The organism is Lentibacillus amyloliquefaciens (genome assembly GCF_001307805.1).
GTDB classification, from domain to species: domain Bacteria; phylum Bacillota; class Bacilli; order Bacillales; family Amphibacillaceae; genus Lentibacillus; species Lentibacillus amyloliquefaciens.
In genome coordinates, this window is sequence record NZ_CP013862.1 from 3,577,592 (window position 1) to 3,600,664 (window position 23,073).

21 protein-coding genes, 1 tRNA gene and 2 pseudogenes are annotated in these 23,073 nt (G+C 43.3%); 20 read left to right on the plus strand and 4 right to left on the minus strand.

What is annotated here, in order from left to right; translation table 11 throughout:
• Window positions 1-9: 9 nt before the first annotated feature.
• The 3 genes from leuD to AOX59_RS17655 all read left to right on the plus strand — a co-directional run bounded on the left by leuD (window position 10) and on the right by AOX59_RS17655 (window position 2,455).
• Window positions 10-594 carry a 3-isopropylmalate dehydratase small subunit gene (leuD, locus tag AOX59_RS17645; RefSeq protein WP_068447536.1) on the plus strand — a complete coding sequence of 195 codons (585 nt, stop codon included), beginning with the start codon at window positions 10-12 and terminating at the stop codon, window positions 592-594.
• 26 nt (window positions 595-620) lie between these two features.
• On the plus strand, window positions 621-1,625 hold the full coding sequence (ilvA, locus tag AOX59_RS17650; protein WP_082684253.1) for a threonine ammonia-lyase: 1,005 nt from the start codon (window positions 621-623) through the stop codon (window positions 1,623-1,625).
• Between the two features lie 479 nt (window positions 1,626-2,104).
• A complete protein-coding gene (locus tag AOX59_RS17655) occupies window positions 2,105-2,455 on the plus strand; it encodes a nucleotidyltransferase family protein (RefSeq protein ID WP_068447538.1) in 351 nt (116 codons plus the stop codon).
• Between the two features lie 162 nt (window positions 2,456-2,617).
• Here the strand turns inward: AOX59_RS17655 and AOX59_RS19870 are convergent, their stop codons facing one another.
• Both AOX59_RS19870 and AOX59_RS17665 read right to left on the minus strand, forming a co-directional pair.
• Window positions 2,618-2,998, minus strand: a complete 381-nt coding sequence (locus AOX59_RS19870) for a nitroreductase family protein (RefSeq protein WP_082684254.1) — start codon at window positions 2,996-2,998, stop codon at window positions 2,618-2,620.
• A 28-nt stretch (window positions 2,999-3,026) separates the two neighbouring features.
• Window positions 3,027-3,099, minus strand: a tRNA-Ala gene (locus AOX59_RS17665).
• A gap of 242 nt (window positions 3,100-3,341) precedes the next feature.
• Between AOX59_RS17665 and AOX59_RS17670 the strand changes: the two genes are divergently transcribed.
• The 3 genes and pseudogenes from AOX59_RS17670 to AOX59_RS20380 form a co-directional block, all read left to right on the plus strand.
• Window positions 3,342-4,097, plus strand: coding sequence for an alpha/beta hydrolase (locus AOX59_RS17670; protein WP_068447543.1), 756 nt, complete (start codon window positions 3,342-3,344; stop codon window positions 4,095-4,097).
• 18 nt (window positions 4,098-4,115) lie between these two features.
• Entirely contained in the window at window positions 4,116-5,063 is a 948-nt protein-coding gene (locus AOX59_RS17675) for an MBL fold metallo-hydrolase (RefSeq protein WP_335338761.1), read from the plus strand.
• Between the two features lie 192 nt (window positions 5,064-5,255).
• Window positions 5,256-5,492, plus strand: a pseudogene (locus tag AOX59_RS20380) (L-2-hydroxyglutarate oxidase); the annotation flags it as partial.
• Here AOX59_RS20380 and AOX59_RS17685 read toward each other — a convergent pair.
• Window positions 5,486-6,550 carry a DctP family TRAP transporter solute-binding subunit gene (locus tag AOX59_RS17685; RefSeq protein ID WP_237049312.1) on the minus strand — a complete coding sequence of 355 codons (1,065 nt, stop codon included), beginning with the start codon at window positions 6,548-6,550 and terminating at the stop codon, window positions 5,486-5,488. The pseudogene AOX59_RS20380 and the gene AOX59_RS17685 overlap by 7 nt on opposite strands.
• A gap of 233 nt (window positions 6,551-6,783) precedes the next feature.
• Between AOX59_RS17685 and AOX59_RS17690 the strand changes: the two genes are divergently transcribed.
• The 14 genes and pseudogenes from AOX59_RS17690 (at window position 6,784) to pruA (ending at window position 21,868) form a co-directional block, all read left to right on the plus strand.
• Window positions 6,784-8,400, plus strand: a complete 1,617-nt coding sequence (locus AOX59_RS17690) for an ATP-binding protein (protein ID WP_068447550.1) — start codon at window positions 6,784-6,786, stop codon at window positions 8,398-8,400.
• Window positions 8,384-9,073 carry a response regulator gene (locus AOX59_RS17695; protein WP_068447552.1) on the plus strand — a complete coding sequence of 230 codons (690 nt, stop codon included), beginning with the start codon at window positions 8,384-8,386 and terminating at the stop codon, window positions 9,071-9,073. The genes AOX59_RS17690 and AOX59_RS17695 overlap by 17 nt, the downstream gene beginning before the upstream one ends.
• Before the next feature lie 101 nt (window positions 9,074-9,174).
• A complete protein-coding gene (locus tag AOX59_RS17700; RefSeq protein WP_068447554.1) occupies window positions 9,175-10,173 on the plus strand; it encodes a TAXI family TRAP transporter solute-binding subunit in 999 nt (332 codons plus the stop codon).
• Window positions 10,174-10,176: 3 nt separating this feature from the next.
• Window positions 10,177-10,668 (plus strand): DUF1850 domain-containing protein, encoded by a 492-nt coding sequence (locus AOX59_RS17705; protein WP_068447556.1) that lies wholly within the window; start codon window positions 10,177-10,179, stop codon window positions 10,666-10,668.
• Window positions 10,669-10,672: 4 nt separating this feature from the next.
• Entirely contained in the window at window positions 10,673-12,832 is a 2,160-nt protein-coding gene (locus tag AOX59_RS17710) for a TRAP transporter permease (RefSeq protein ID WP_068447558.1), read from the plus strand.
• A 44-nt stretch (window positions 12,833-12,876) separates the two neighbouring features.
• Window positions 12,877-13,667: pseudogene (locus AOX59_RS17715) on the plus strand (SDR family oxidoreductase).
• A gap of 224 nt (window positions 13,668-13,891) precedes the next feature.
• Window positions 13,892-14,869: a LacI family DNA-binding transcriptional regulator gene (locus AOX59_RS17720; protein ID WP_068447560.1), complete on the plus strand. Its 978-nt coding sequence runs from the start codon at window positions 13,892-13,894 to the stop codon at window positions 14,867-14,869.
• Between the two features lie 13 nt (window positions 14,870-14,882).
• Window positions 14,883-15,779: a ribokinase gene (rbsK, locus tag AOX59_RS17725; RefSeq protein WP_068447562.1), complete on the plus strand. Its 897-nt coding sequence runs from the start codon at window positions 14,883-14,885 to the stop codon at window positions 15,777-15,779.
• Complete coding sequence (rbsD, locus tag AOX59_RS17730) at window positions 15,776-16,171, plus strand: D-ribose pyranase (protein WP_068447564.1); 396 nt, start codon at window positions 15,776-15,778, stop codon at window positions 16,169-16,171. Before rbsK ends, rbsD begins: the two co-directional genes overlap by 4 nt.
• 20 nt (window positions 16,172-16,191) lie before the next feature.
• A complete protein-coding gene (locus AOX59_RS17735) occupies window positions 16,192-17,691 on the plus strand; it encodes a sugar ABC transporter ATP-binding protein (protein ID WP_068447566.1) in 1,500 nt (499 codons plus the stop codon).
• Window positions 17,692-17,758: 67 nt separating this feature from the next.
• Window positions 17,759-18,637, plus strand: a complete 879-nt coding sequence (locus AOX59_RS17740; RefSeq protein WP_237049443.1) for an ABC transporter permease subunit — start codon at window positions 17,759-17,761, stop codon at window positions 18,635-18,637.
• A gap of 19 nt (window positions 18,638-18,656) precedes the next feature.
• Complete coding sequence (rbsB, locus tag AOX59_RS17745) at window positions 18,657-19,601, plus strand: ribose ABC transporter substrate-binding protein RbsB (protein ID WP_068447570.1); 945 nt, start codon at window positions 18,657-18,659, stop codon at window positions 19,599-19,601.
• Between the two features lie 287 nt (window positions 19,602-19,888).
• On the plus strand, window positions 19,889-20,200 hold the full coding sequence (locus AOX59_RS17750) for a hypothetical protein (RefSeq protein ID WP_068447572.1): 312 nt from the start codon (window positions 19,889-19,891) through the stop codon (window positions 20,198-20,200).
• 120 nt (window positions 20,201-20,320) lie between these two features.
• Window positions 20,321-21,868, plus strand: coding sequence for an L-glutamate gamma-semialdehyde dehydrogenase (pruA, locus tag AOX59_RS17755; RefSeq protein ID WP_068447573.1), 1,548 nt, complete (start codon window positions 20,321-20,323; stop codon window positions 21,866-21,868).
• A 186-nt stretch (window positions 21,869-22,054) separates the two neighbouring features.
• On the opposite strand, the gene AOX59_RS17760 is transcribed toward pruA, so the two are convergent.
• Window positions 22,055-23,056, minus strand: a complete 1,002-nt coding sequence (locus tag AOX59_RS17760; RefSeq protein WP_068447575.1) for an aliphatic sulfonate ABC transporter substrate-binding protein — start codon at window positions 23,054-23,056, stop codon at window positions 22,055-22,057.
• Between the last annotated feature and the right edge of the window lie 17 nt (window positions 23,057-23,073).

Here is a 23,073-nt window from a genome sequence, read left to right on the forward strand (position 1 = left end):
GTGTTGATCATGGAAGCGATTCGGGAACATGAAGGATTGGTTGTTCCGTTAGACCGGTCGAATGTTGATACGGATCAGATCATTCCGAAACAATTTTTAAAGCGGATTGAACGAACCGGATTTGGTCAGTTTCTATTTTATAACTGGCGGTTCGATGATGACGGAAATGAGCGGGATGATTTCGTGCTTAACGACCCCTCATACAAGGAAGGTACAGTCCTTGTCGCAGGTGATAATTTCGGCTGCGGTTCTTCAAGGGAGCACGCACCATGGTCGCTTCAGGATTACGGGTTCCGTGTCATTATTGCGCCAAGTTTTGCCGACATTTTTTATAACAATGCCTTGAAGAATGGCATCATACCTGTTCAAATGAATGAAAACCAGGTTTCAGAATGGATGAAGCAGGCCGAAAATGGTAAATTAGTATTGAAAGTCGATTTGGAAAAACAAATCATCAGCGACAGTGAAAAAGAAGTGCATTTTGATATCCCTGCCTTTCATAAGGAAAATCTTTTGAATGGTCTCGATGATATCGCACTGACACTGAAGCATGAAGATAAAATCACGGCGTTTGAAAGTGCCGCTCACGTATAGTGAATGATGCACACTTAGCCAATTAAATGAAGGAGAGTGAAGAAATTGGGAATTGCTTAACAGGTGACCTCGTTGCTGAAGCCAGAAATCGTTTAGCAACAGTCGCTCACCGTACACCAATAATGAGATCAACGACAACTGATGCACTCGTTGGCAAACAGGTTTATTTTAAAATGGAAAATCAGCAAAAGACCGGATCATTCAAGTTCAGAGGTGCGACGTTTAAACTGATGCAATTGTCAGATGAACAACTGCAAAAAGGTGTGATCGCGGCATCTGCCGGCAATCATGCCCAGGGTGTAGCTAATGCAGCCAGGAAATTGAATGCTCAGGCAACGATTTTTATGCCGGAAAAAACTCCGGCAGCCAAAGTGAATGCCACACGTGCTTACGGCGCAGAAGTTGTGTTGACCGGACAGTCTTTCCAGGAAGCTTATGATGCTTCGATGAAAAGGCAACTGCAAACAGGAGCTGAATATATTCACCCGTTTGATGATTATGATGTCATGGCCGGGCAGGGAACCGCTGCAGCGGAAATGCTGCAGCAGGAAGACAGAATCGATACAATTCTTGTCCCTGTAGGCGGCGGCGGGCTGATCAGCGGCACCGCGGCAGCCGCAAAGCATATTGACAAAAACATCAAGGTGATTGGTGTCCAATCAGCGGGTGCCTCGGCCTTGTATCAGAGCTTTTATCATAATCGGGTGAAACAGCTTGAACAGGTATCAACGATTGCCGAGGGAATTGCTGTCAAAAAACCGGGTGACCGGACATTGCCGCTGATTAATGAGTATGTTGATGATATTGTCACGGTAAGCGACGAAGAAATTGCGTCTGCGATTGTCTATATGCTCGAGAGGAATAAGACATTGCTGGAAGGAGCAGGCGCCGCAGCACTGGCCGCACTGTTATCCCGCGGCAGCCAGCTTAAGTCAGACCACTGCGGTATTATTGTCAGTGGCGGCAACATGGATATCAGCACACTGCCAATGATTCAACGGCTGTCGAATAAACTGCATCATTCGGCGTAAAATGATTGAAAACGCCATGACTACAAAAACCTGCACAAACGCTTGTGCAGGTTTTGTACTTTTCTATAAGACAACGTGGATTGAGATGAGAATAAACAGAGATATACCCAGCCGGATATGAACTATCCGCTTTCTGGCAATCGAGCGGAGGAGCCGCATCCAGCCGCTAATGACCATCGCTGTCAGAGTAATTCCTGCCAAGAAGCCGCTTAATATTTTTTAGCCACACACCAGCACCAAGTAATAATAGGTTGAAGTAAGACCACTTGTTCGTCGTAACCTCCGTGATTTACGCAGAGTAAATTTAGTAGATTGATTATATCATATTGAATAATGAAAGAAACTGTGACAAGGAGGACGCAATGATGAGTTCTTCACGTATGATGAGGATACAGCAAAAGAATTTGTTGATGAAATTCTGACGTCATATTTGCCCGCGATAGAAACACTCTATCAGAAGTTATCGGAGGACTTTTAAAATGTTTGGTTTACTGAAGCAGGATATTGAATTGATTGTTGAGGCAATTACACACTTTGATGAAATTGAATGTGCTTTTATTTACGGCAGTGCTTTAGGCAGCTATAAAAAAGGTTCGGATATTGATATTGCTGTAACGGGGTTGGGAACTTCCCGAAATACTGCATCGAATTTAAGGGAGTTATCAAACGAAGAGTATCCGCTCCCATATTTTTTTGATATTGTGCATTATGAAAGTATTACAAATGAAAAATTGACAGAACACATCGACCATAACGGTATTAGAATCTATAGAAATGAAAAAATACTGTATGAAAATCCTCAGCCATATAATCCCCCCTCAGATAATTAGCTTTCATGGATATATTCAGATTTAATATTCTTTGAAATAAAAGAATCAAAAATTTAAAAGACTGCTTGTAAAAAAAAGATCAGCATCTGCTGGTCTGTTTTGGTTTTACGTATAATGATTCTGCTTATTTATCCCGCTTTAACGGGCAGTAAAACCCCTAATTCAAGATTTCAGAGGAATCAGGAAAGATAAGTGGGGGTCAACAGGTACCTCTCGTGCCTTGTCTTTGTAGAATCCGCCCATGGCATGGGTTGCGACACCTGATTTCGCAGCCTGTAATGATAGATATCCCCAGGCGGCGCCAGTGTCAAACGCATGGGTATTGTCCTGTTTGTCTGAGATTATTAATGCCAGTACGGGTGCCTTTTCACACCAGGTGCGGTTTCCATCCATGATAAAGGAATGGAATTTTTCCCGAGCTTCTTTCCTGGGGCAATAATAAATTGCCATGGCTGAATGTAAACTGAAAATCAAATCGAATGTGACTAAGTTGTGACTAAAATTAAAAAGTGCAAAACCCGTTTGGATTTCACACTTTTTCAATCCCTTATCACCAAGGGAGTATGAGGTATGGAGCATATCGGGCTCGAACCGATGACCTCATCGCTGCCAGCGATGCGCTCTCCCAACTGAGCTAATGCCCCGTTTAAGTCCAAAGTACATTATAGCATTTTTGTGCTGTTTTTCAAGCGTTTTGAACCAACGATTTTTATTTTTTGTAAAAAAATGTATTCCCTGGGTAATATTATGTCGTAAAAAGCAGATTTCAGTATTATACCCGGTTAACAAACAATAGATTTTCATTCCTAATGATCGTAATTTTCTAACAAGTGATTCTGATTTATGATAAAATAGCTTTATTACCATAATAATGGAGGGTGCTGTGATGACGAATGCTTTTCCAGTTATAAAAGAAGCAGAAGCGTTTTATTATCCCGGAAATACCACGGGAATCCTTGTGATTCATGGGTTTACCGGTACAACCCAGAGCATGCATTATCTTGGCAAGCAATTTGCAGAAGAAGGGTTCACTGTATTCGGACCACGATTGACCGGACATGGAACTGATCCGGAAGACATGGAGCAACGTACATATCATGATTGGATTGAATCGGCAGAAAACGGACTGGAAAAATTGCAGGCCACATGCGAGGAAGTATTTGTGGCCGGGCTATCTATGGGCGGCACACTGACGCTTTATCTGGCGGAAAACCATCCGGAGATAAAAGGCATTATGCCTATTAATGCAGCAACGCATATGCCGGATTTAATTGAAAACTATGCGTCTCTCAAAGATACAGAAACCCGGTTTGTGCCAGGAATCGGGTCGGATATTAAACAGGAAGATACACAAGAGCTCGCTTATAAGCAGACACCAGTTAAGTCGATGAAAGAAGGTATCGATTTGTTTGAAATGGTCAGGAGAAATCTTGGTGATGTCAAAGCACCTGCGATTATTTTTTCGTCGGCAGTAGATCATGTTGTACCGCCGGAAAATTCACAGGAAATTTATGATTCCATCTCATCTGAAGATCGTGAGTTTGTTGTGCTGGAAAACAGCTATCATGTCGCGACACTGGACAATGACAAAGAATTGATTGCAAAGAAGTGTGTGAAGTTCGTCAGGAACAGAATAGGTTAATTTTTAATAGTGAAGGTGATGAAAACGATGCTGGAAGAATACGGTTTGCAACGTGTGACACTTGATTTGCCATTCAGGCTTGACCATGTTAACTGCTTTCTGACAGAGGGCGAAAACGGCTGGACAGTACTGGACGCTGGTCTGCATAATGAGCAGACCGTTAAACGATGGAAGGCGGAATTGCACGGAAAGAACGTTACCGATATTATTGTGACGCATTACCATCCGGATCATTTCGGGTATGCCGGCGGGCTTCAGGCGGAACACGGTGCACAGGTTCACATGTCAGAAATTGACTTTAACGCTGCCTTAAACGCATGGGATGAACCGTTTTTGGACGAGCTTTCAAATAACTATTTGCTGGCAGGCATTCCGGAAACTGAGGCTGAAAAAATGCTGCATAACACAAGAAAGTTTGTCCCGATTGTGACACCATACCCGAAAGTGGATCATTTTTTAAAGGATGGTGACATTATCACGATTGGCAAGTATGAGTATAAGGTGATTGCGACACCGGGGCATTCAGATGGTCTGGTCACATTTTATAACAGCGAGAAAAATATGTTGCTTTCAACAGATCATATTTTGCCGAAGATAACGCCGAATATTTCGTACTGGTTTCATGGCGATCCCAATCCACTGGCGCGATATCTGGAATCATTGGATAACATAAAAAAACTTGATGCGGATTTAGTTATCCCTTCACATGGTGATCCGTTTCACGGAGCAAATGACCGTATTGCTGAAATAATGGCTCACCATGACGAACGGCTTGATCAGACGTTAGCGTCGATAGGGCGCGGGAACTCTGTCTACGAGGTTCGCAAAAAATTATTTCAAAAAGAGCTTACGGTTCATGAGATGCGGTTTGCGGTCGGTGAAACACTGGCTCATCTTGAATATTTGCGGTACAAAGGTGAGTGTAACAGAGAACTCAGTGAGGGCCGGTATTGGTATTATTTGTGAGAATAGAGGTTATTTTAGAATTCCCATAGACGTTAAAGCGGGAAATGCGAGGCGCCAGTGAGATAGTAAGTCAAAAACCTGATATTTATTATTCTATTTACTTATAGCTACAACGCATATCAGAATACAATTGTAAGAGGTGAACGCGATGTATGACTATATCATCATAGGAGGGGGATTCGGTCTGGTAACAGCAAAGAACTGTTTGTCAAAAGCCTGCAGCGGCTGATTCCGGAAATCGATACAGATGATGTTACCCCCCCCGGCAGTAATGGTATCCGGGCACAAGCTTTGCTTAAAGATGACTGCCTCGTTGATAATTTCTTTATCATTAACGGGAAACATTCAATTCATGTTTGCAACGCGCCCTCACCGGCCGCCACCGCTTCACTGGTGATTGAATACGTCATTACCGGCAATGGTCAATAGGCATAGTTTTCTCTGATTGTTTCGATTTCTTTCATTAAATTGCTTCCGACTGTCTGTTCTACTTTATCATAAACCGGACGGAGCGCTTGCCGCCATTTTGCACGTTCTTCCGCTGGCAATGTATATATTTCAAGTGACTGATTGGACCTGATCGCACGGGCATGCTGGTCATTAATTTCAATGGCGTGCCTCCGTCCCCATGCTGTTGCTTCATGGATGGCTTCGTTAATCGATTCCTGAACCTCTGAAGGCAATCCATTCCAGAAATCCCGGTTCATTAACATGCCGTAGCCAAGGTAACCGTGATTGCTGATGGTGAGATACTGCTGATGTTCGTAAAACTTTTTTGTATTGATGTTTGATAGTGTGTTTTCCTGTCCATCCACAAAATTCACTTCAAGATTTTGATAGGTTTTATTGAAGGGTATGATGCTGGTACTTGCATTCAATTGGCTGAATTGTTCCTGAATCACAGCACCTGGCATAGTGCGGAAGTGAAGCCTGTTGAAATCGTCAGGTTCCCGGATTACGGATTCCTGAGTCGTGATTTGTTTGAATCCGCCATACCACAAATCCAGACCCTTCACGTTTGTATGATCCAGTCCTTCAAGTAAAGCTTCTCCGATTTTACCTTCGTAGGTCTTCTCTACAGCCTGGTGATTAGGGAAGGCAAAAGGCAGGTCAAGAATTTGCCATATAGGGTAATGCTCACTGATTTTTGCAGTTGCCGGAGCTATCATTTCGACACTGCCGCTTTGGACAGCTTCCCATTCATTGGTGTCATTATATAATATGGCATTAGGAAATAGATGGACTTTTACTTTACCGTTTGTCTTATCTTCAAGGAGTTCTGCAAATTTTGAAGCTGCTCTTCCTTTTGGTGTGTTTTCAGCTGCGACGTGACTGAAGCGGATAATGATTTGCTCCTCCAAGCCTTCCTGTTCGTCATCGTAATAGATGCCGGAAGCGAACCCAAACTCTTCCATATCAAATCCAATCATTACAGCAGAGGTAATTCCTGCTACAATAAACGATAGAATTATTAAAAAGTTACGCAAATCATCACCCGCCTGTCTGTATAAGTTCCACTATATTTTATCATATTATTTTGATTTTTGTTGATTCTATTTCACTGTCTTAACGGGCAAAAAGACCCCATTTCAATATTTCAAGGAAACCAGGAATAAGTGGGGGGATCAGATGGCCGTAAAGATCCGATTCTTTCAACTAACAATCAGTGGGAAAAAGCGTCCCACTGAATGAAGTTTCATTTTATAGGAGACGGTTTGCAATGGGATTAAAGAAGCTGCCTATACGCCTTAAAATTATGATTCTATCGTTTGGTATTGTGTTATTTTCGATGTTGATAGGCGGGATTACTGTTATTGGCAATAAATACGAAGGTGAAGAAGAACAGTTGGGTGAGCGGGGACTGATGACAGGCAGAATCGTGGCGAATTTGTCTGAAGTGAAGGAAGGTTTGATACAGCCTGATGGATGGGAAACAGTTAATCCTGTTGTGGAGCGGATGCAGACGGTCAATCGTGTTGATTATATTGTTGTTTTGAATATGAACCGGATTCGTTATTCCCACCCGCTTGATGAACAGCTCGGGACAGTTTCTTCAGGAAAAGACGAAGGTGCAGCGTTTGCAGAGCATAGCTACGTCACGAGGGCAAAAGGGGAACAGGGAGCTGTTGTACGCTCCTTTGTCCCAATCATGAATGACAATCATGAACAAATCGGTGTGGTGATTGTAGGCAATATGCTCCCGTCATTTTTGTCAATCTTGTCATCGATCCGTATTGAAATCATTGCCATTGCTTTATTGACACTGGCGTTCGGTATTGCTGGCTCCTATCTTTTGGCAAGTCATGTTAAACAACAAACTTTTTTAATGGAGCCGTATGAAATGGCGCGTGTGCTTGAAGAGCGCACAGCCGTGTTTCAAGCAATGCATGAAGGCGTGATTGCCGTCGATAGGGACGAAAAGCTGGTTGTCTTTAATGATAAGGCAAAAGGGATATTAGGTATTGACGGGGAAGTGAATGGCAAGCCACTCGAAGCGAAGTTGTCCAATCATGGAATCATCAGCCATCTCAGAAAGAAATCTAAGAAATTTAATGAGACTGTCCGTATCAGTGACCGCTTGATTATGTTGAACCGTATTCCAATCAAGGTGGAAGGGCAATTTGTGGGTACAATGGTCATATTTCAGGATAAGACCGATGTGACGAAAATGGCTGAGGAATTGACTGGAGTGAAAGCATTTGTTGACGCGTTACGTGTGCAGAATCATGAATATATGAATAAGCTGCATACGATTGCCGGTCTCATCCAATTAGATCAAAATGAACGAGCTTTGGAATATGTCTTTCAAATGACCGATAAACAGGAAAAACTATCAAAATATATTTTGGAGCGGGTTGAAAATTACAGCATTGCCGGTCTGATCATCAGTAAAATCCGTAGAGGTGAGGAGTTGGGCATTGACGTCACACTGAATGAATCAAGCAAGCTTGAAACGTTTCCTGCAATGGTCAAGGATCATGATTTTGTCAAGATGTTGGGAAATTTGATTGAAAATGCGTTTCATGCTTTAAAAGGGTTTACAGATGGTGAAAAACATATCGATATCACAATTATACAGAATGCTGACAGATGTCTGATTGAAGTTGCAGATAATGGAACCGGAATTACTGAAAATGATCAGCAGTACATATTTGAAAAAGGCTATTCAACGAAACAAGGCGATGATTCCGGCCTAGGACTTTATTTAATTAAACAGATAGTAACGAGAGCAGGCGGAACGATAAACGTTCATTCGACAGTAAATAAAGGAACAAAAATGGTTGTCGAACTGCCAATGCAGATGGGAGGATTAACAACGAATGATGCAGTCAGATAAAATCAGTGTATTATTAATTGAAGATGATCCGATGGTTCAGGAAGTTAATCGGCAAATGATTGAGAAAGTTGAAGACTTCAAGGTGACAGCGACAGCCGCGGATGGGAACGAAGGATTGAATGTTGCAGAAAAGCAAAATCCTAATCTCGTTGTGCTTGATATTTTCATGCCTGAACTTGATGGAATCCAGACATTAAATAAATTTCGGAGTGCAGAAATGGATATTGATGTTCTCGTCATCTCAGCTGCTGATGATACAGACACGATTAAAAAGGCGCTTCAGTATGGTGCAATCGACTATATCATCAAACCATTCAAATTTGACCGGCTGGCTCATGCTTTACATAAATACAAAGCATTTTTGCACCAATTTTCACGATCAGCCAAAACCGGACAGCAGGAACTTGATGCCTTGATATCGCAAACCACTGAACAACAGCGTGATATGTATCTGCCAAAAGGACTAAATAAGCAAACGCTGACACAAGTAAAGGCGTATTTAGCCGGACAGACATTACCTGTATCGGCAGATGAAACGGCCTCCCATATCGGAATTGCCCGTGTTACCGCCAGGCGCTATCTTGATTATATGGTAAAAGTTGAACAGGCGGAAATACATTTGCAGTATGGGGAAGTGGGGCGTCCTGTTAATCGCTACCGGTTAAAATATTAAAATATAGGACCAAAAAGAACAAAATGTCCAATATGTTCGTAATATTTAAAAAATGTTTTGAAAGCGTTAACATATAAGAAATATTTAAGTGGGGTTTGATTATGAAGAAAAATCTTGTTTTTATCAGTCTTTTCCTGATGATTATTTTTCTTGCAGCTTGTGGTGGTGACAGCGAGTCTGCTGAAGGAACAGAAGAATCAGGCAGCAGTGGAAGTGAATCGCTTGTTTTTGGGACCGGGGGGACATCCGGGACATATTATCCGATTGGTGGCGCCCTGAAACCGATTTTTGAAGAAAGTGATCAGGTTGGTAATGTAACAGTTGAGTCAACCGGTGCTTCGGTTGCTAACATCCAAAACATGCAGGATGGGCTAAACCAAATGACGATCATCATGAGTGATGTTGCTTATGATGCATTGGAAGGAACAGGTCAGTTTGAAGGCAATCAGGCAGATGTCCAGGCAATGGCGGGTATGTATCAAAACGTCGTACAAGTTGTAGCGATGGCTGACAGTGGAATTGAATCGATTGAGGATCTGGAGGGTAAGCGGGTCGGTGTCGGCAAAGTAGGTTCCGGTGTTGAGCAGAGTGCGCAGAAAGTTCTGGAGGCTGTTGACCTGACATATGATGACTTGTCCAAGGTTACACATACCGGTTATGCCGACAGTGTTCAGGAAATGAAGAATGGAACGCTAGATGCTGCTTTCTTCACGTCAGGTGTTCCAAATAGCAATATTACCGATTTGAAGCAGCAGAATGACATCGTATTCGTTGAAATTAAAGATGACGTTGCAACAACGTTGATGGATAGTTATCCATTCTATAAAGAGTTTACGATTCCAGCCGGGGATGAAGCCATGTATAACTTGGATGAGGAAGTAAACACAGTTGGTATTCAAAATATGATTACCGTTTCACCGGATTTAAGTGAAGATCTCGTTTATGATCTGACCAAGCGTTATTACGAGTATCTTGGCAGTGAAGAGGTTTCAATCAGCGCATTGAATCATTTGCCCCGTGAAGATATAGCCAAAGATTTAGTTGCACCGCTGCACCCTGGTGCCAAAAAGTTTTATGAAGAGAATAGCATGCTGGAATAATCAATGTTCCGAAAATATAAAGCAGTCTTTTCTTTAGCACTTCTTATCCTGATTTTAATCGGGGTGATGTTCATTCCGGTAAAAGCGCTGACTGTTTTGAAAGGCGATGAGGAAATCTATGCCCTATATCTGAAAGACCGTTCCTTTTCCATTCAGTGGACACATTCAGTCGAAAAGGAAGATTGGATAGAGTATTTTAATATCAGGGATGATGTATTGTATTTAGAATCAACCAAATTTAAAACGTTCGGTGCGGGTGTTCCATCTCAAACGGAACACTCTGCCGTTTTAGAAGATGGATGGGTTCATATGGATATTGAACGGAAAATCGGCGAAGCGCTGGTTGTTCGTTCCCATCAATTGAACGATTATCAACTTAGGTTTGGTAAAGAGACTTATGATTTACAGCCAAGTGATGATGCCTATACGATAAGCGTAAGCGAGACACCTTTACATTCTATATTATTCACATTTCTGAAACGCATTGTGAGGTGAGGTAATGGATAAGGATAAGAAAACGAATGTTGAAGACTACGACCGTGAAAGCAACGTTAGAACCAATTATCCGAAAAGCATCGGCATTTTCATAACCGTTTCCGGGGCAGCGCTTGGCCTGTTCCATTTATATACATCTTATGCAGGGGCATTAGTGGATATAAAGCAAAGGAGCATTCATTTATATGTCCTGATGCTTTTGGGATTTCTATTATATCCACTTTTGAAAAAAGGCAATAAGAATAAGATTCCATTTTACGATTATATCATCGCTGGCTTGGCAGCAGGGGCCGGTCTTTATATGCTGTTTACCGCCAACCGGATTATTGAATCGGGCGGTCAGATCAACCAGATGGATTTGTACGTCGGGTTTGCTGTTCTGATACTACTGCTGGAAATAACACGCCGCGTCACCGGATGGGGACTGACCCTTCTTGCGTTTGGATTCCTTATTTACGGTTTTTACGTTAAACTGTCTATATATCCGGAGTTGACAGCACCAATTGTTCTGAGCGTATCAGAAGGCATTATTTCCCAGCTTGTATATATTACAGAAGGTATTTTAGGTACCGCTATCGGTGTATCAGCCAGTTATATCATACTGTTCATTTTGTTTGGTGCTTTTCTGGGCAGGTCCGGTATGGGGCAGATGTTTAATGATCTGGCAATGGCTGTTGCCGGACACACAAAGGGCGGCCCTGCCAAAGTTGCAGTTCTGTCCAGCGGCTTTCTCGGATCAATTAATGGTTCGGCGATTGCCAACGTCGTGACAACAGGTGCTTTCACGATTCCATTAATGAAGAAAATCGGTTATCATAAAAACTTTGCGGGGGCAGTCGAATCGGCTTCAAGTGTCGGCGGCCAGATTTTGCCGCCGATAATGGGCGCAGCGGCATTTATTATGGCTGAAAACTTGGGAATACCATACACAACCGTTATTCTTGCCGGTATCATTCCAGCTTTATTGTTTTACATTGGCATTTTACTCCAGGTTCATATACGCGCATCAAAACTCGGCTTGACAGGACTTAACCGGAATGAACTGCCGTCCGTTACAGAAGTGTTGAAGAAGCGCGGTCATTTATTGATACCAATGGTTATTTTGCTGTATCTGTTATTCTCAGGGAAAACACCTTTTTATGCGGCATTCTGGTCTATCATTGCGACTGTTATTATAACGGGAACAGGCAGGATGCTTATAGTAAGTGCAGCCGTTTCCATGTTTTTAATTTTTGAACCGCAAGTCCGTGCGATTTTATCCGGTGCCAGTATCCCGGGTATTCGGGACAATTGGCTGGAGCTCAGTTTAGTTGTTGTCATTCCTTTAATTATTAATCTGATTCGTAAAAAAGCAGATGTTAAGGCTGAGGAAATTAGTGTCAGGTCATTTGTCGGCGCGCTTGAGGATGGTGTCAGGACCACTATCCCTGTGGCTATTGCCTGCGGTGCTGTCGGTATCATTGTGGGGATCGCCTCACTGACTGGTGTGGCACTGGAAATTGCCAGCACGATCGTAAGCCTGGGTGAAGTTATTGACAGCCCGCTTGTCCAATTGCTGATAACCTTGGTCTTAACAATGATTGCATCAATTATTTTGGGGATGGGGCTGCCCAGTATCCCGACATATATTATTACGAGCACAATGGCCGCGCCAATATTGCTTCAACTTCCTTATTTCAGGGAAATGGCAGGGTCTGGTGAAACAGCGGTATTTGTTGCACATATGTTTGTATTCTATTTTGGTATTTTCGCCAACATCACACCACCTGTTGCACTCGCGGCATTTGCCGGATCCGGCATCAGCGGCGGTGATCCGATGCGAACAGGATTTCAGGCTATGAAATTGGCAATTGCCGGTTTTATTGTACCGTTCATGTTTGTGTTCTCCCATGAAATGCTGATGATTGATGCAACAGTAGGGAATGTTCTCTTAATTGCAACGACCTCGCTGATGGGTGTCTTTCTATTGTCGGTTGCAGCCGAGGGGCACTTTAAGGTGTCGCTCCGCTGGTATGTAAGAATAATTGCTATTGTTGGGGCACTGTTTTTGATATATCCGGGGATATGGACAGATGTTGCAGGGTTAATTGCATTCACCTTAATAATCGCAAAACGCTTTACTAAAAAAATTGAACGGGAACCGGCCTCAATCGCTGAACAATAATTTGGCGGTTAATAGATTCCGGTTCTTACAAGGGAGGTATTTGTATGGATCTTGGTTTAAAAGATAAATCCGTCATTGTTTTGGCGTCCAGCAAAGGGCTTGGAAAAGCAACCGCCCACCAATTCGCTGCAGAAGGCGCTCGGGTATTTTTGGCCAGCCGCGATGAAGATACACTGGAAGAGACGGCAGCAGAAATTCGTGAAGGAACAGGCAATCCAAATGTGGCATACAGTGTTTGCGACATTAAAAATGCTGATTCGATAAAACAGTTGGTCGTAAAAGCCGTAAGCAAACACGGGCCAATCGACGTATTAATCAATAATGCCGGCGGTCCCCTGCCGGTTCATTTGACGATGTTGCTGATGATGCCTGGCAGCATGCGTTTGAACTAAACCTGTTGAGTTTCACCCGGGCGATCCGGGAAGTGTTGCCTCACATGAGAAAACAAGGCGGCGGTCGTATTCTCAATTTTGCTTCTTCATCCATCAAAGAACCGATTGATGGGCTGATTTTATCCAATACGTTCAGGGCAGGGATTACCGGCCTTTCCAAAAGTTTGTCACAGGAACTTGCAGGCGATAATATTTTGATAAACACAATTGGACCGGGCCGAATCGGTACTGACCGTGTTGATCATCTTGACGGGGTTAACGCGGAAAAACAAGACATATCAATCGAAGAAGTCAAACAAGAGGCGGAAAATAAAATTCCAATGGGACGTTACGGAGAACCTGAAGAGTTTGCCAGAATAGCTGCGTTTCTCTGCTCAACTGCCAATACATATATGACAGGCCAGTCATTTCTCGTTGATGGTGGTATGGTCAAGGCGTTGTAGAGTCAATTTATATATTATGCTGCAAAAGGGTTTGATGGCAGAATCAAACCCTTTTGCAATTGGGATAGTCTGTTTTGGTTTTCAGTTGTCTATTGACATTATCATGTAACCGCTTTATTATAGTATGTAACGGGTTACACATATCGGCTATATTTTTTCGTGGATATGTAACCCGTTACATATCCTGTATAAATCAAATAACTAATTTTAGGAAGGACTTATGTATGACAACTATTCGTGATGTGGCTGAGCTTGCAAAGGTTTCAACGGCGACAGTGTCTCGGGTCATTAACAGCAATGGCTACGTAAATGATGGAACGAAGAAACGTGTCAAAGAAGCGATTGAACAATTGAATTACCTTCCGAATGATGTGGCACGGAGTCTGTTTAAAGGCCGTTCACAAATGATTGCATTGTTTGTGCCTGATATTACAAACCCTTTTTTTCCTGAGCTTGCCCGTGCTATAGAGGATGTTACGAACCAGTATGATTATACCTTTGTCCTTTGCAATACGGATAACGATATCGTTAAAAAAATTGATTACTTGAATGCACTGCAGCAAAAGTCCGTTGACGGCTTTATTATTGTGTCAAGCTCACTTATGGAAGAACATTTGAAAAATATTCAGGCACCGATTGTAGCGCTTGACCGCAGCATCAGCTCCGATATTTCTTCGGTAACCGTCAATAATCGGGTTGGCAGCAGACAGGCAGTGAAATATTTAAAGTCACTCGGTTGCAGCCGAATTGCCCACATTGCCGGACCTGAACATGTCGATAATGCCATATACCGTATGCGGGGATTTTTGGATGAAGTGAAACATGAAGGTTGGTTTAACAGCAGTTATGTGGTATCAGGTGCGTACAATTTTGAAATGGCACGGAAAGCTACTGTGAATTTGCTAACTAAGAACCCCGAAATTGATGGGATTTTTGCAGGGAATGATTTAATGGGTGCTGGGGTGCTGAACGCCGCAGCCTCGCTGGATATAAAAGTACCAGAGGATCTTGCTGTGATTGGATTTGATGGCATTTCCCTGGGCGAAAAGGTCACACCGGCATTGACAACGATGGCTCAGCCCATTTATGACATAGGAACGAGAGCGGCGGAGATATTGATTACACAAATCAGCACACCTGATTCAACTGTTACGGCAGAAGAATTCAACGTTCAATTAACAGAACGGCAATCGACCCAATGAAAGGAAGAAACGAATGAATAATGAACCAAACGTATGTATAGTTGGCAGCATTAATATGGATTTAACAGTCAAGACCGACAAAATGCCGATGCAAGGTGAGACAGTCCTCGGCGATACGTTTTTCACCAATCCCGGCGGCAAGGGAGCGAATCAGGCTGTGGCGGCAGCGCGTATGGGAGCTAATGTGAATTTTATCGGTGCTGTCGGTGAAGATGCTTTTGGAAAAACGCTTCTTCAAAATCTTACCAATGAAGGTGTTAGGAAGACAGGCATTGAAACAATCCCTGATGTATCAACTGGGACAGCAACAATTATTCTGTCTGATAATGATAATCGTATTATCGTTGCGCCTGGTGCCAACAATCATGTGACACCAGAACTCGTGGAAAAATATCGCGACTTAATTAAGAGCAGTGATATAGTGCTGATGCAGCTCGAAGTACCAATGGAAACGATTGAATTTACTACGGAACTCGCTGAGACGAATGGCGTGCCGATTATAATGAATCCCGCACCTTTCCAGCAGCTTCCGGAAAAAGTACTGAAAAACATTTCTTACATGACACCCAATGAGATTGAGCTGGCAGCAATGAAAGAAGATCCCCTGTTTGATTTTATTCAGGAAAAGCTGGTTGTGACTCGTGGTGATAAAGGCGTGTCGTTTGTTGAGAATGGAACCGAGCAGGATACTGACGGGTATCATGTACACGTAACCGACACAACAGGTGCCGGGGACACGTTTAACGGTACATTGGCTGGAGAACTGGCCCGTGGTGCCGAACTTGCAGAGGCAGTTAATGTGGCGAACGCAGCTGCAGCATTGTCGGTCTCAAAAATCGGCGCACAGGGCGGAATGCCGACTAAACAAGATGTTCAAAGATTTTTGCAGAAAGGGAATATCACCGAATGAAGAAAACAGGAATGCTAAACCGTGACATTGCCTCAGTACTCGCAAGAATGGGACATACCGATACACTTATTATCGCAGATTGCGGGCTCCCTATTCCGGATGAAATCATGACGATTGATTTGTCAATAAAGTTGGGAACACCGGATTTTTTGTCAGTACTCGAGTCGGTTGCGGACGATATGACGATTGAAAAAATGGCTTTGGCAGAGGAAATAAAAACATCGAATCTCGCATTGCATAGCAAGCTTAAAACTGATTATGCCGGGATTCCGACAACATACCTGTCACATGAGAATCTGAAACGTGAAACCAGCAATGCAAAGGCAGTCATCCGTACCGGGGAAACAACACCATTTGCCAATGTGATTTTAAAATCGGGTGTTATTTTCTAGCATGAAGAGGAGGTGAGGTTATGACACAAACACCGTTTGCAGAAATGGAGGGAATCAGTAAGTCCTTTACCGGTAACCAGGTATTAAAGAATGTGAATTTCTCGATTGATAAAGGCCAGGTCCACGCCTTGGTCGGGGAAAACGGTGCCGGGAAATCAACGCTAATCAAAATTTTGACCGGAATTCATAAACGGGATGACGGTGTTGTCAGGATTAGCGGAAGGGAAGTCCATTTTTCTCATCCAAAAGAAGCGGAACAGCAGGGGATTATGGTTATCCATCAGGAATTGAATATTATTCCGCATCTGACCGTTACCGAAAATATGTTTCTCGGTAAAAATATCGCTTATGGCAAAACCGGTATCCTGAACACTAAAGAAATGCGGAAACAGTGTAAAGCAAACCTTGAAACGTTAGGAGTATCAAATATTGATCCGGATGATCTTGCCGGGGAACTGTCAGTAGGGAAGCAGCAGATGATTGAAATTGCCAGAGCGTTATCAACGAATGCTGAATTAATTGTAATGGACGAGCCGACCGCAGCTCTGACAGACCGTGAAATTGAAAGTCTTTTTGAAGTTGTTGAGTCATTACGGAAACAAGATGTCGCAGTTATTTACATTTCACATCGGATGGAAGAAATTTTCCGGATTTGTGACCGTATTACCGTATTGCGTGATGGTGAATACGTCGGCACAGAAAACGTCAGTGACGTTGATTTTGATACCATAGTCAAAATGATGGTCGGACGCGAACTGGGCGGGCGATTTCCAGAACGCAATTATTCAGGCGGTGATGTCATTTTTGAGGTGAATAATCTGGCCGGAAAAGGACTGTTTGATAATATAAGCTTTTCGGTAAAAGAAGGCGAAATTCTTGGTGTTGCCGGGTTAATGGGAGCCGGACGTTCGGAAATCATGGAGACGATATTCGGCTATACTGCAAAACAGCATGGCAGTATCCATTTGAACGGAGAGGAATTAACCATTAGTCATCCGTCAGATGCAATTAAAGCGGGTATCGGATTTATTACTGAAGACCGGAAATCAAAAGGGTTGCTTACTGATTTTTCTATCGGGGACAATATTTCGCTGACAAATATGAAATCGATTTCCAGCAAAGGGGTCGTTTCGGCTGGCAAAGAACAGCGATTAATTGCTGAATTGATGGACCGGCTTACGGTTAAGGCAACAGGTGCAACTCAGGAAGTTAAAGCATTAAGCGGAGGCAATCAGCAGAAAGTGGTTATTGCCAAATGGCTCGGGATTGATCCCAAATTGCTTATTCTGGATGAGCCAACAAGAGGTGTTGATGTTGGCGCCAAGAAAGAAATTTATAACATCATGAACGAATTAACCAAAAACGGTGTCGCCATCATCATGGTTTCCTCGGAATTGCCGGAAGTATTGGGCGTAAGTGATCGGATTATGGTCATTCATGAAGGTAAAATAGCAAATATACTGAATCATGATGAAGCTGATCAGGAAAAAATTATGACAGCAGCTGCAGGGGGTGAGTAGTTTGAATTGGAAGCAGACCTTTTTTAAAGACTTTTCCAAATTGGGTCCATTAATCGGACTCATTATTATGGTTATTTTTCTCGGATTTATGAGTGATGCCTTTTTCACACTTGATAACATTTTTAACCTGCTCCGCCAGATTTCCGTAAATGCCCTGATTGCATTCGGGATGACGTTTGTTATTTTAACGGCAGGCATTGATTTGTCAGTTGGATCACTGCTTGCTCTGGGAAGTGCACTCACAGCGGGACTGTTGACAAGCGGAATGGACCCGATACTGGCTGTGCTGCTTGGGTTGTTAATCGGATTTGGTCTTGGTGCCATAAACGGGCTGATCATTACGAAAGGTAAAGTGGCACCATTTATTGCAACACTTGCGACAATGACCATCTATCGTGGGGCAACGCTGGTTTATACAGATGGTATGCCTATAACAGGACTGTCTGACAGTTTCGCATTTGAAATGATTGGCGGAGGTTATGTTTTTGGCATTCCCTTCCCGGTGATTTTGATGCTGGCTGTATTTCTGATATTATTTTTTGTTCTCAAAAAAACAGTATTTGGCCGCCAAGTGTATGCTGTCGGTGGCAATGAGGAAGTGTCGGTTCTGTCGGGAATCAAGGCAGACCGAGTCAAAATATGGGTTTATTCCCTGACCGGGATGCTGTCAGTTCTGGCTGGCATGATACTTACCAGCCGTTTAAATTCTGCGCAGCCAACTGCCGGAGAAATGTTTGAACTTGATGCAATTGCAGCAGTTGTTATTGGCGGTACAAGTCTGATGGGAGGCCGCGGGCGGATTACCGGCACATTAATCGGGGCTCTGATAATCGGGGTTATTGACAATGGTCTGAATCTCATGAATGTTTCGTCCTTCTATCAGCAGATTGTGAAAGGTGGCGTCATTCTGCTTGCGGTTTTACTGGATAGGAAGTCCAATAAATAAATTTAAGGAGGAGTTTCAAATGGCTGAATGGTTGAAAAGAATAGGGGTTTTGGCAGTATTGCTGCTGGTTGTCAGTGCTTGTTCTACAGATAGTCCTGGTTCATCGGATGAAGGCGGGGAGAGTTCTGAAGGATCTTCAGATGATTCAGTAAAAATTGGATTGTCCGTTTCAACTTTGAATAATCCTTTTTTCGTGACATTGCGTGATGGTGCAGAAGCTGCGGCAGAGGAAGCCGGTTATGAGATTGTGGTAACCGATGCTCAGGATGATGCGTCAACACAATTGAGTGATATTGAGGATTTATTGCAGCAAAATATTGATGTTCTGCTAGTTAATCCTGTTGACTCTGAAGCAGTTGTCACGGCAATTGAGTCCGCCAATTCCCAGGACGTTCCTGTCATTACGGTTGACCGCAGTGCGGAAGGTGGAGATGTTGTAAGCCACATCGCCTCTGATAACGTTTCAGGTGGTGAGATGGCTGGTGAATTTATTGCCGATCAACTGGGTGAAAGTGGAAACCTGGTTGAATTGCAGGGTGTACCCGGCGCATCTGCCACTAGAGAAAGAGGAGAAGGTTTCCATAATATTGTGGATGAAATCGACGGTTTGGATGTTGCTGCTCAGCAGTCGGCAAACTTTAACCGCTCGGAAGGTTTGAACGTTATGGAAAATATCATTCAAAGTACTGACCAGATTGATGCCGTATTCGCTCACAACGATGAAATGGCACTCGGAGCATTAGAGGCACTTCAATCCAATGGTATGTTGGAGGATGTTATTGTAGTTGGCTTTGATGCAACAGACGATGCTGTTGCAGCTGTCGAAGAAGGAACCATGGATGCAACGATTGCCCAACAGCCGGAATTAATCGGGCAAAATGCGATTGACGCAGTAGGCTCAGTCGTCAATGATGAATCTGTCGATGAATTTATTCCTGTTGAATTGCAGATGGTGACGGAATAGAGGTTGTATCGAGGAACAGGTCATGTCACTTAGGTGGATGGCCTGTTTTTTTATCTTGTAAATTGGGAACAAAGGTTCTAATTTTGATCAATAGGGGGAAGAAGAGGCTATACACTTATCCGGAATGAATTAATTATAGGGATGTGGTAAACTCAGATTTTTAGTTTGGTTTGGAGGAATACTGCCAAATGATGTCGCTAATCACTGGCGAATATTTTGTATAGATGAGAGGAATTGGGGAAAGCTAAATGTGCCAATGACTTAAATCATACAAAATGGTGATGTGAATGAAAGGTTTAATTTTAAAAAGCACCTTGATGGTTGCTATGATTTCTTTGATACCAATTTTGACAGCAGTAGAGGCTAAGCCGGTTGAAGAGGGAACAGAGGCGCATAATTGGCAAGAATATAGCACACATTATGAAATAATCGAAGCCGGATCGCATGAATATACATACTGGAAGAATTTCATTGAACGAACCCGTACATGTGACATTTCCCACAAAATGAAATCAGTCGTATATTATTGCGACGTGCATGGTCACACAGATTCTGAAATCTATCTTGATGAAACCATTCATAGTCATGAACATGACTAATCAATGGGGCAGAGGAGACTTCCCTGTCCCATTTTGTTTTTGTGTGTGATTGCGTTTTCATAAGGGTTTATAGTAAACTGGAAATTGGATTGAACCAAATTAACACGGGGAGGTTATAGTTTGGTACTACCTTACAAGCATGAACCATTTACTGATTTTACTGATAAACAAAATCGCTCTGAATACGAAGCGGCTCTTAGAAAAGTTGAAAGTGAGCTGGGTCGGGATTATCCGCTGGTTATTGGCGGTGAAAAAATCTACACTGATGATAAGCTGACGTCAGTAAATCCGGCCAATAAAGAGCAAGTGATCGGAAAAGCCTCTATGGCAACAGAGGACCATATTGACAAGGCTATGGAAGAGGCGAAAAAAGCTTTTAAAGAATGGAAAAAATGGACCGCTGAAGAACGTGCGGAAGTCCTGTTCAAAGCAGCAGCGATTGCACGCCGACGCAAGCATGAGATTTCCGCATGGATGTCTTATGAAGCGAACAAGCCATGGGGCCAGTCTGATGCTGATACAGCTGAAGGCATTGACTTTATGGAATATTACGGGCGTCACATGATCGACCTTGGACAAGGCAAGGAAATCAATGACCGTCCCGGTGAAAACAACAAATATTTCTATCAGCCATTGGGACCCGGTGTTGCCATTCCACCATGGAATTTTGCCTTTGCGATTGTGACCGGGACAACGGTCGGCCCGATTGTAGCCGGCAATCCGGTATTGATGAAACCATCTGAAAATACACCGGTTATCGCGTATAAGTTAGTCGAGATTTTAGAAGAAGCAGGCCTGCCAAAAGGCGTTGTCAACTTCTTGCCGGGCGATCCAGCAGAAATCGGCGACTACCTTGTTGATCATAAAGACACACATTTTATTAACTTTACTGGTTCACGCGCAACAGGCACACGTATTTATAACCGTGCATCTGTCGTTCAAGAAGGACAAACCCACTTAAAGCGTGTCGTTGCTGAAATGGGCGGAAAGGATACAATCATTGTTGATAATGATGCCGATGTGGATCTTGCTGCCAAATCAATTGTTGATTCAGCATTCGGTTTCCAGGGACAGAAATGTTCGGCATGTTCCCGGGCAATCGTCCATCAGGATGTATATGATGACGTGCTGGAAAAAGCTATTGAAAAAGCAAAAGCGTATACAACAGGCAACCCTGGCGAGGAAGATGTGCCGATGGGCGCTGTCGCTAACCAAAAGCAGTTTGATAAGATTAAAGATTATATTGAAATCGGCAAAAAGGAAGGCGAGCTTGCTTACGGTGGGGAAACCGATGATTCCAAAGGTTATCATGTCCATGCAACCATTTTTAAGGATATGGATCCAGAGGGACGCATTATGCAGGAGGAAATCTTTGGACCGGTTGTCGGATTTGCCAAAGCGAAAGACTTTGATGAGCTGCTGGATATCGCCAACAATACAGACTATGCGCTGACCGGCGCGGTTATTTCAAACAACCGTGCACATTTGAACCGTGCCCGTTATGAATTTGAAGTCGGCAACTTGTACTTCAATCGCGGATGCACCGGATCAATCGTCGGTTATCAGCCATTCGGCGGATTCAAGATGTCCGGAACAGACGCCAAAGCCGGCGGACCGGATTACCTCTTGAACTTCCTGGCACCTAAGACTGTGACGGAAGCGTGGTAAAATATAAATTTTTGAATGAAAAGGAGCGGTGGTTGTTAAAACTGCCGCTTTTTTTTGTGAGAGGGACAAAGACACGGTTCCACAATGTGTAAATTGAATCAATATAATATAAAAACTGCTGATTCTATAAGAGACCAGCAGTTTTTAATGAAGATCAGAGAACATAAAGCAATATCCTATCGTCCTTTACTGAATAAACGTTTTATTTACAAATCCTTCAAAGTCAGGCTTTTCTTTCAGGAATTGCAGGTCATGGGATGAATTACCGAATTCCTGGATGACGTCTGCATTGACTTCATACGTGAAGTTGGTGCGTTCCCAGGCGTTCTCCATGACGCTTTTTTCCAGTTGCTGATCTGTGATCTCAGCAATGCCGTCGATGGTAATATCAATCGCTTCGTCAGGGTTGTCGTTAATATATTGAACGGCTTCTTTATGGGCATCAACTAATTTTTGGACCTGTTCACTGTTGTTTTCAACCATGTCATCGGATGTAACCATAACAGCTGCCGGCAGCGTTTTGCCAAACGAAATCTCACTGGTTGGAATGACAACGTTGGCATCTACTTCTGCTTCCATGACGGATGCCCATGGTTCAGGTGCTGTGGCGACATCCACATCGCCATTTTCAAACATTGACTGATAGCGTGCCGGTTCACCGGTTACATGTTTCATAGAGCCGCCGGTGCGTTCAGAGGTGATGCCTCTTTCCTTCATATAGGTTTCGAATTGAACATTGTGCGTGCACCCGACACGAGGTGAAATGAATGTTTTGCCTTCAACGTCTTCCCAGGATTTAATTCCGCTCCCGTCACGGGAAACAATCACGGTCCCGCCGGTGGAAGATGCGCCGATAATCTGCGCCTCCACTCCGGAAATGAAGCTGTTCATGGCAGGCCCCGGTCCGACAAGTCCGCCTTCGATTTCACCGGCTGCCAATGCTTTCATAAATGTGGCACCGTCAGGAAATGTTTGATATTCGATGTTGACATTTTCGCCGAGATGATCCTTATACATTTCTTTTTGTTTGGCAACCATCGCCGGTGCGTGGTTCAAATTAGGGAAGTAGCCAATCGTAACCGTTTCACTTTCACTATCATTATTGCCTGAAGCCTCACTGCTGCCGCCACCACATGCGGCAAGAATCAAGATTATACTAATTGCCAGAAGTCCTAAAAATTTTCTCAACTTAAAAATCCCCTCTC

Excerpts from the sequence above, each read along its gene's own strand:
- AOX59_RS17750 (WP_068447572.1), top strand. The coding sequence starts at position 19,889 with ATGAAAGGTTTAATTTTAAAAAGCACCTTGATGGTTGCTATGATTTCT.
- AOX59_RS17740 (WP_237049443.1), top strand. The coding sequence starts at position 17,759 with ATGGTTATTTTTCTCGGATTTATGAGTGATGCCTTTTTCACACTTGAT.
- AOX59_RS17710 (WP_068447558.1), top strand. The coding sequence starts at position 10,673 with ATGGATAAGGATAAGAAAACGAATGTTGAAGACTACGACCGTGAAAGC.
- AOX59_RS17655 (WP_068447538.1), top strand. The coding sequence starts at position 2,105 with ATGTTTGGTTTACTGAAGCAGGATATTGAATTGATTGTTGAGGCAATT.
- AOX59_RS17690 (WP_068447550.1), top strand. The coding sequence starts at position 6,784 with ATGGGATTAAAGAAGCTGCCTATACGCCTTAAAATTATGATTCTATCG.
- rbsK (WP_068447562.1), top strand. The coding sequence starts at position 14,883 with ATGAATAATGAACCAAACGTATGTATAGTTGGCAGCATTAATATGGAT.
- leuD (WP_068447536.1), top strand. The coding sequence starts at position 10 with ATGGAAGCGATTCGGGAACATGAAGGATTGGTTGTTCCGTTAGACCGG.
- AOX59_RS17735 (WP_068447566.1), top strand. The coding sequence starts at position 16,192 with ATGACACAAACACCGTTTGCAGAAATGGAGGGAATCAGTAAGTCCTTT.
- AOX59_RS17720 (WP_068447560.1), top strand. The coding sequence starts at position 13,892 with ATGACAACTATTCGTGATGTGGCTGAGCTTGCAAAGGTTTCAACGGCG.
- rbsD (WP_068447564.1), top strand. The coding sequence starts at position 15,776 with ATGAAGAAAACAGGAATGCTAAACCGTGACATTGCCTCAGTACTCGCA.
- AOX59_RS17695 (WP_068447552.1), top strand. The coding sequence starts at position 8,384 with ATGATGCAGTCAGATAAAATCAGTGTATTATTAATTGAAGATGATCCG.
- AOX59_RS17670 (WP_068447543.1), top strand. The coding sequence starts at position 3,342 with ATGACGAATGCTTTTCCAGTTATAAAAGAAGCAGAAGCGTTTTATTAT.
- rbsB (WP_068447570.1), top strand. The coding sequence starts at position 18,657 with ATGGCTGAATGGTTGAAAAGAATAGGGGTTTTGGCAGTATTGCTGCTG.
- AOX59_RS17705 (WP_068447556.1), top strand. The coding sequence starts at position 10,177 with ATGTTCCGAAAATATAAAGCAGTCTTTTCTTTAGCACTTCTTATCCTG.
- AOX59_RS17675 (WP_335338761.1), top strand. The coding sequence starts at position 4,116 with ATGAAAACGATGCTGGAAGAATACGGTTTGCAACGTGTGACACTTGAT.
- ilvA (WP_082684253.1), top strand. The coding sequence starts at position 621 with ATGAAGGAGAGTGAAGAAATTGGGAATTGCTTAACAGGTGACCTCGTT.
- AOX59_RS17700 (WP_068447554.1), top strand. The coding sequence starts at position 9,175 with ATGAAGAAAAATCTTGTTTTTATCAGTCTTTTCCTGATGATTATTTTT.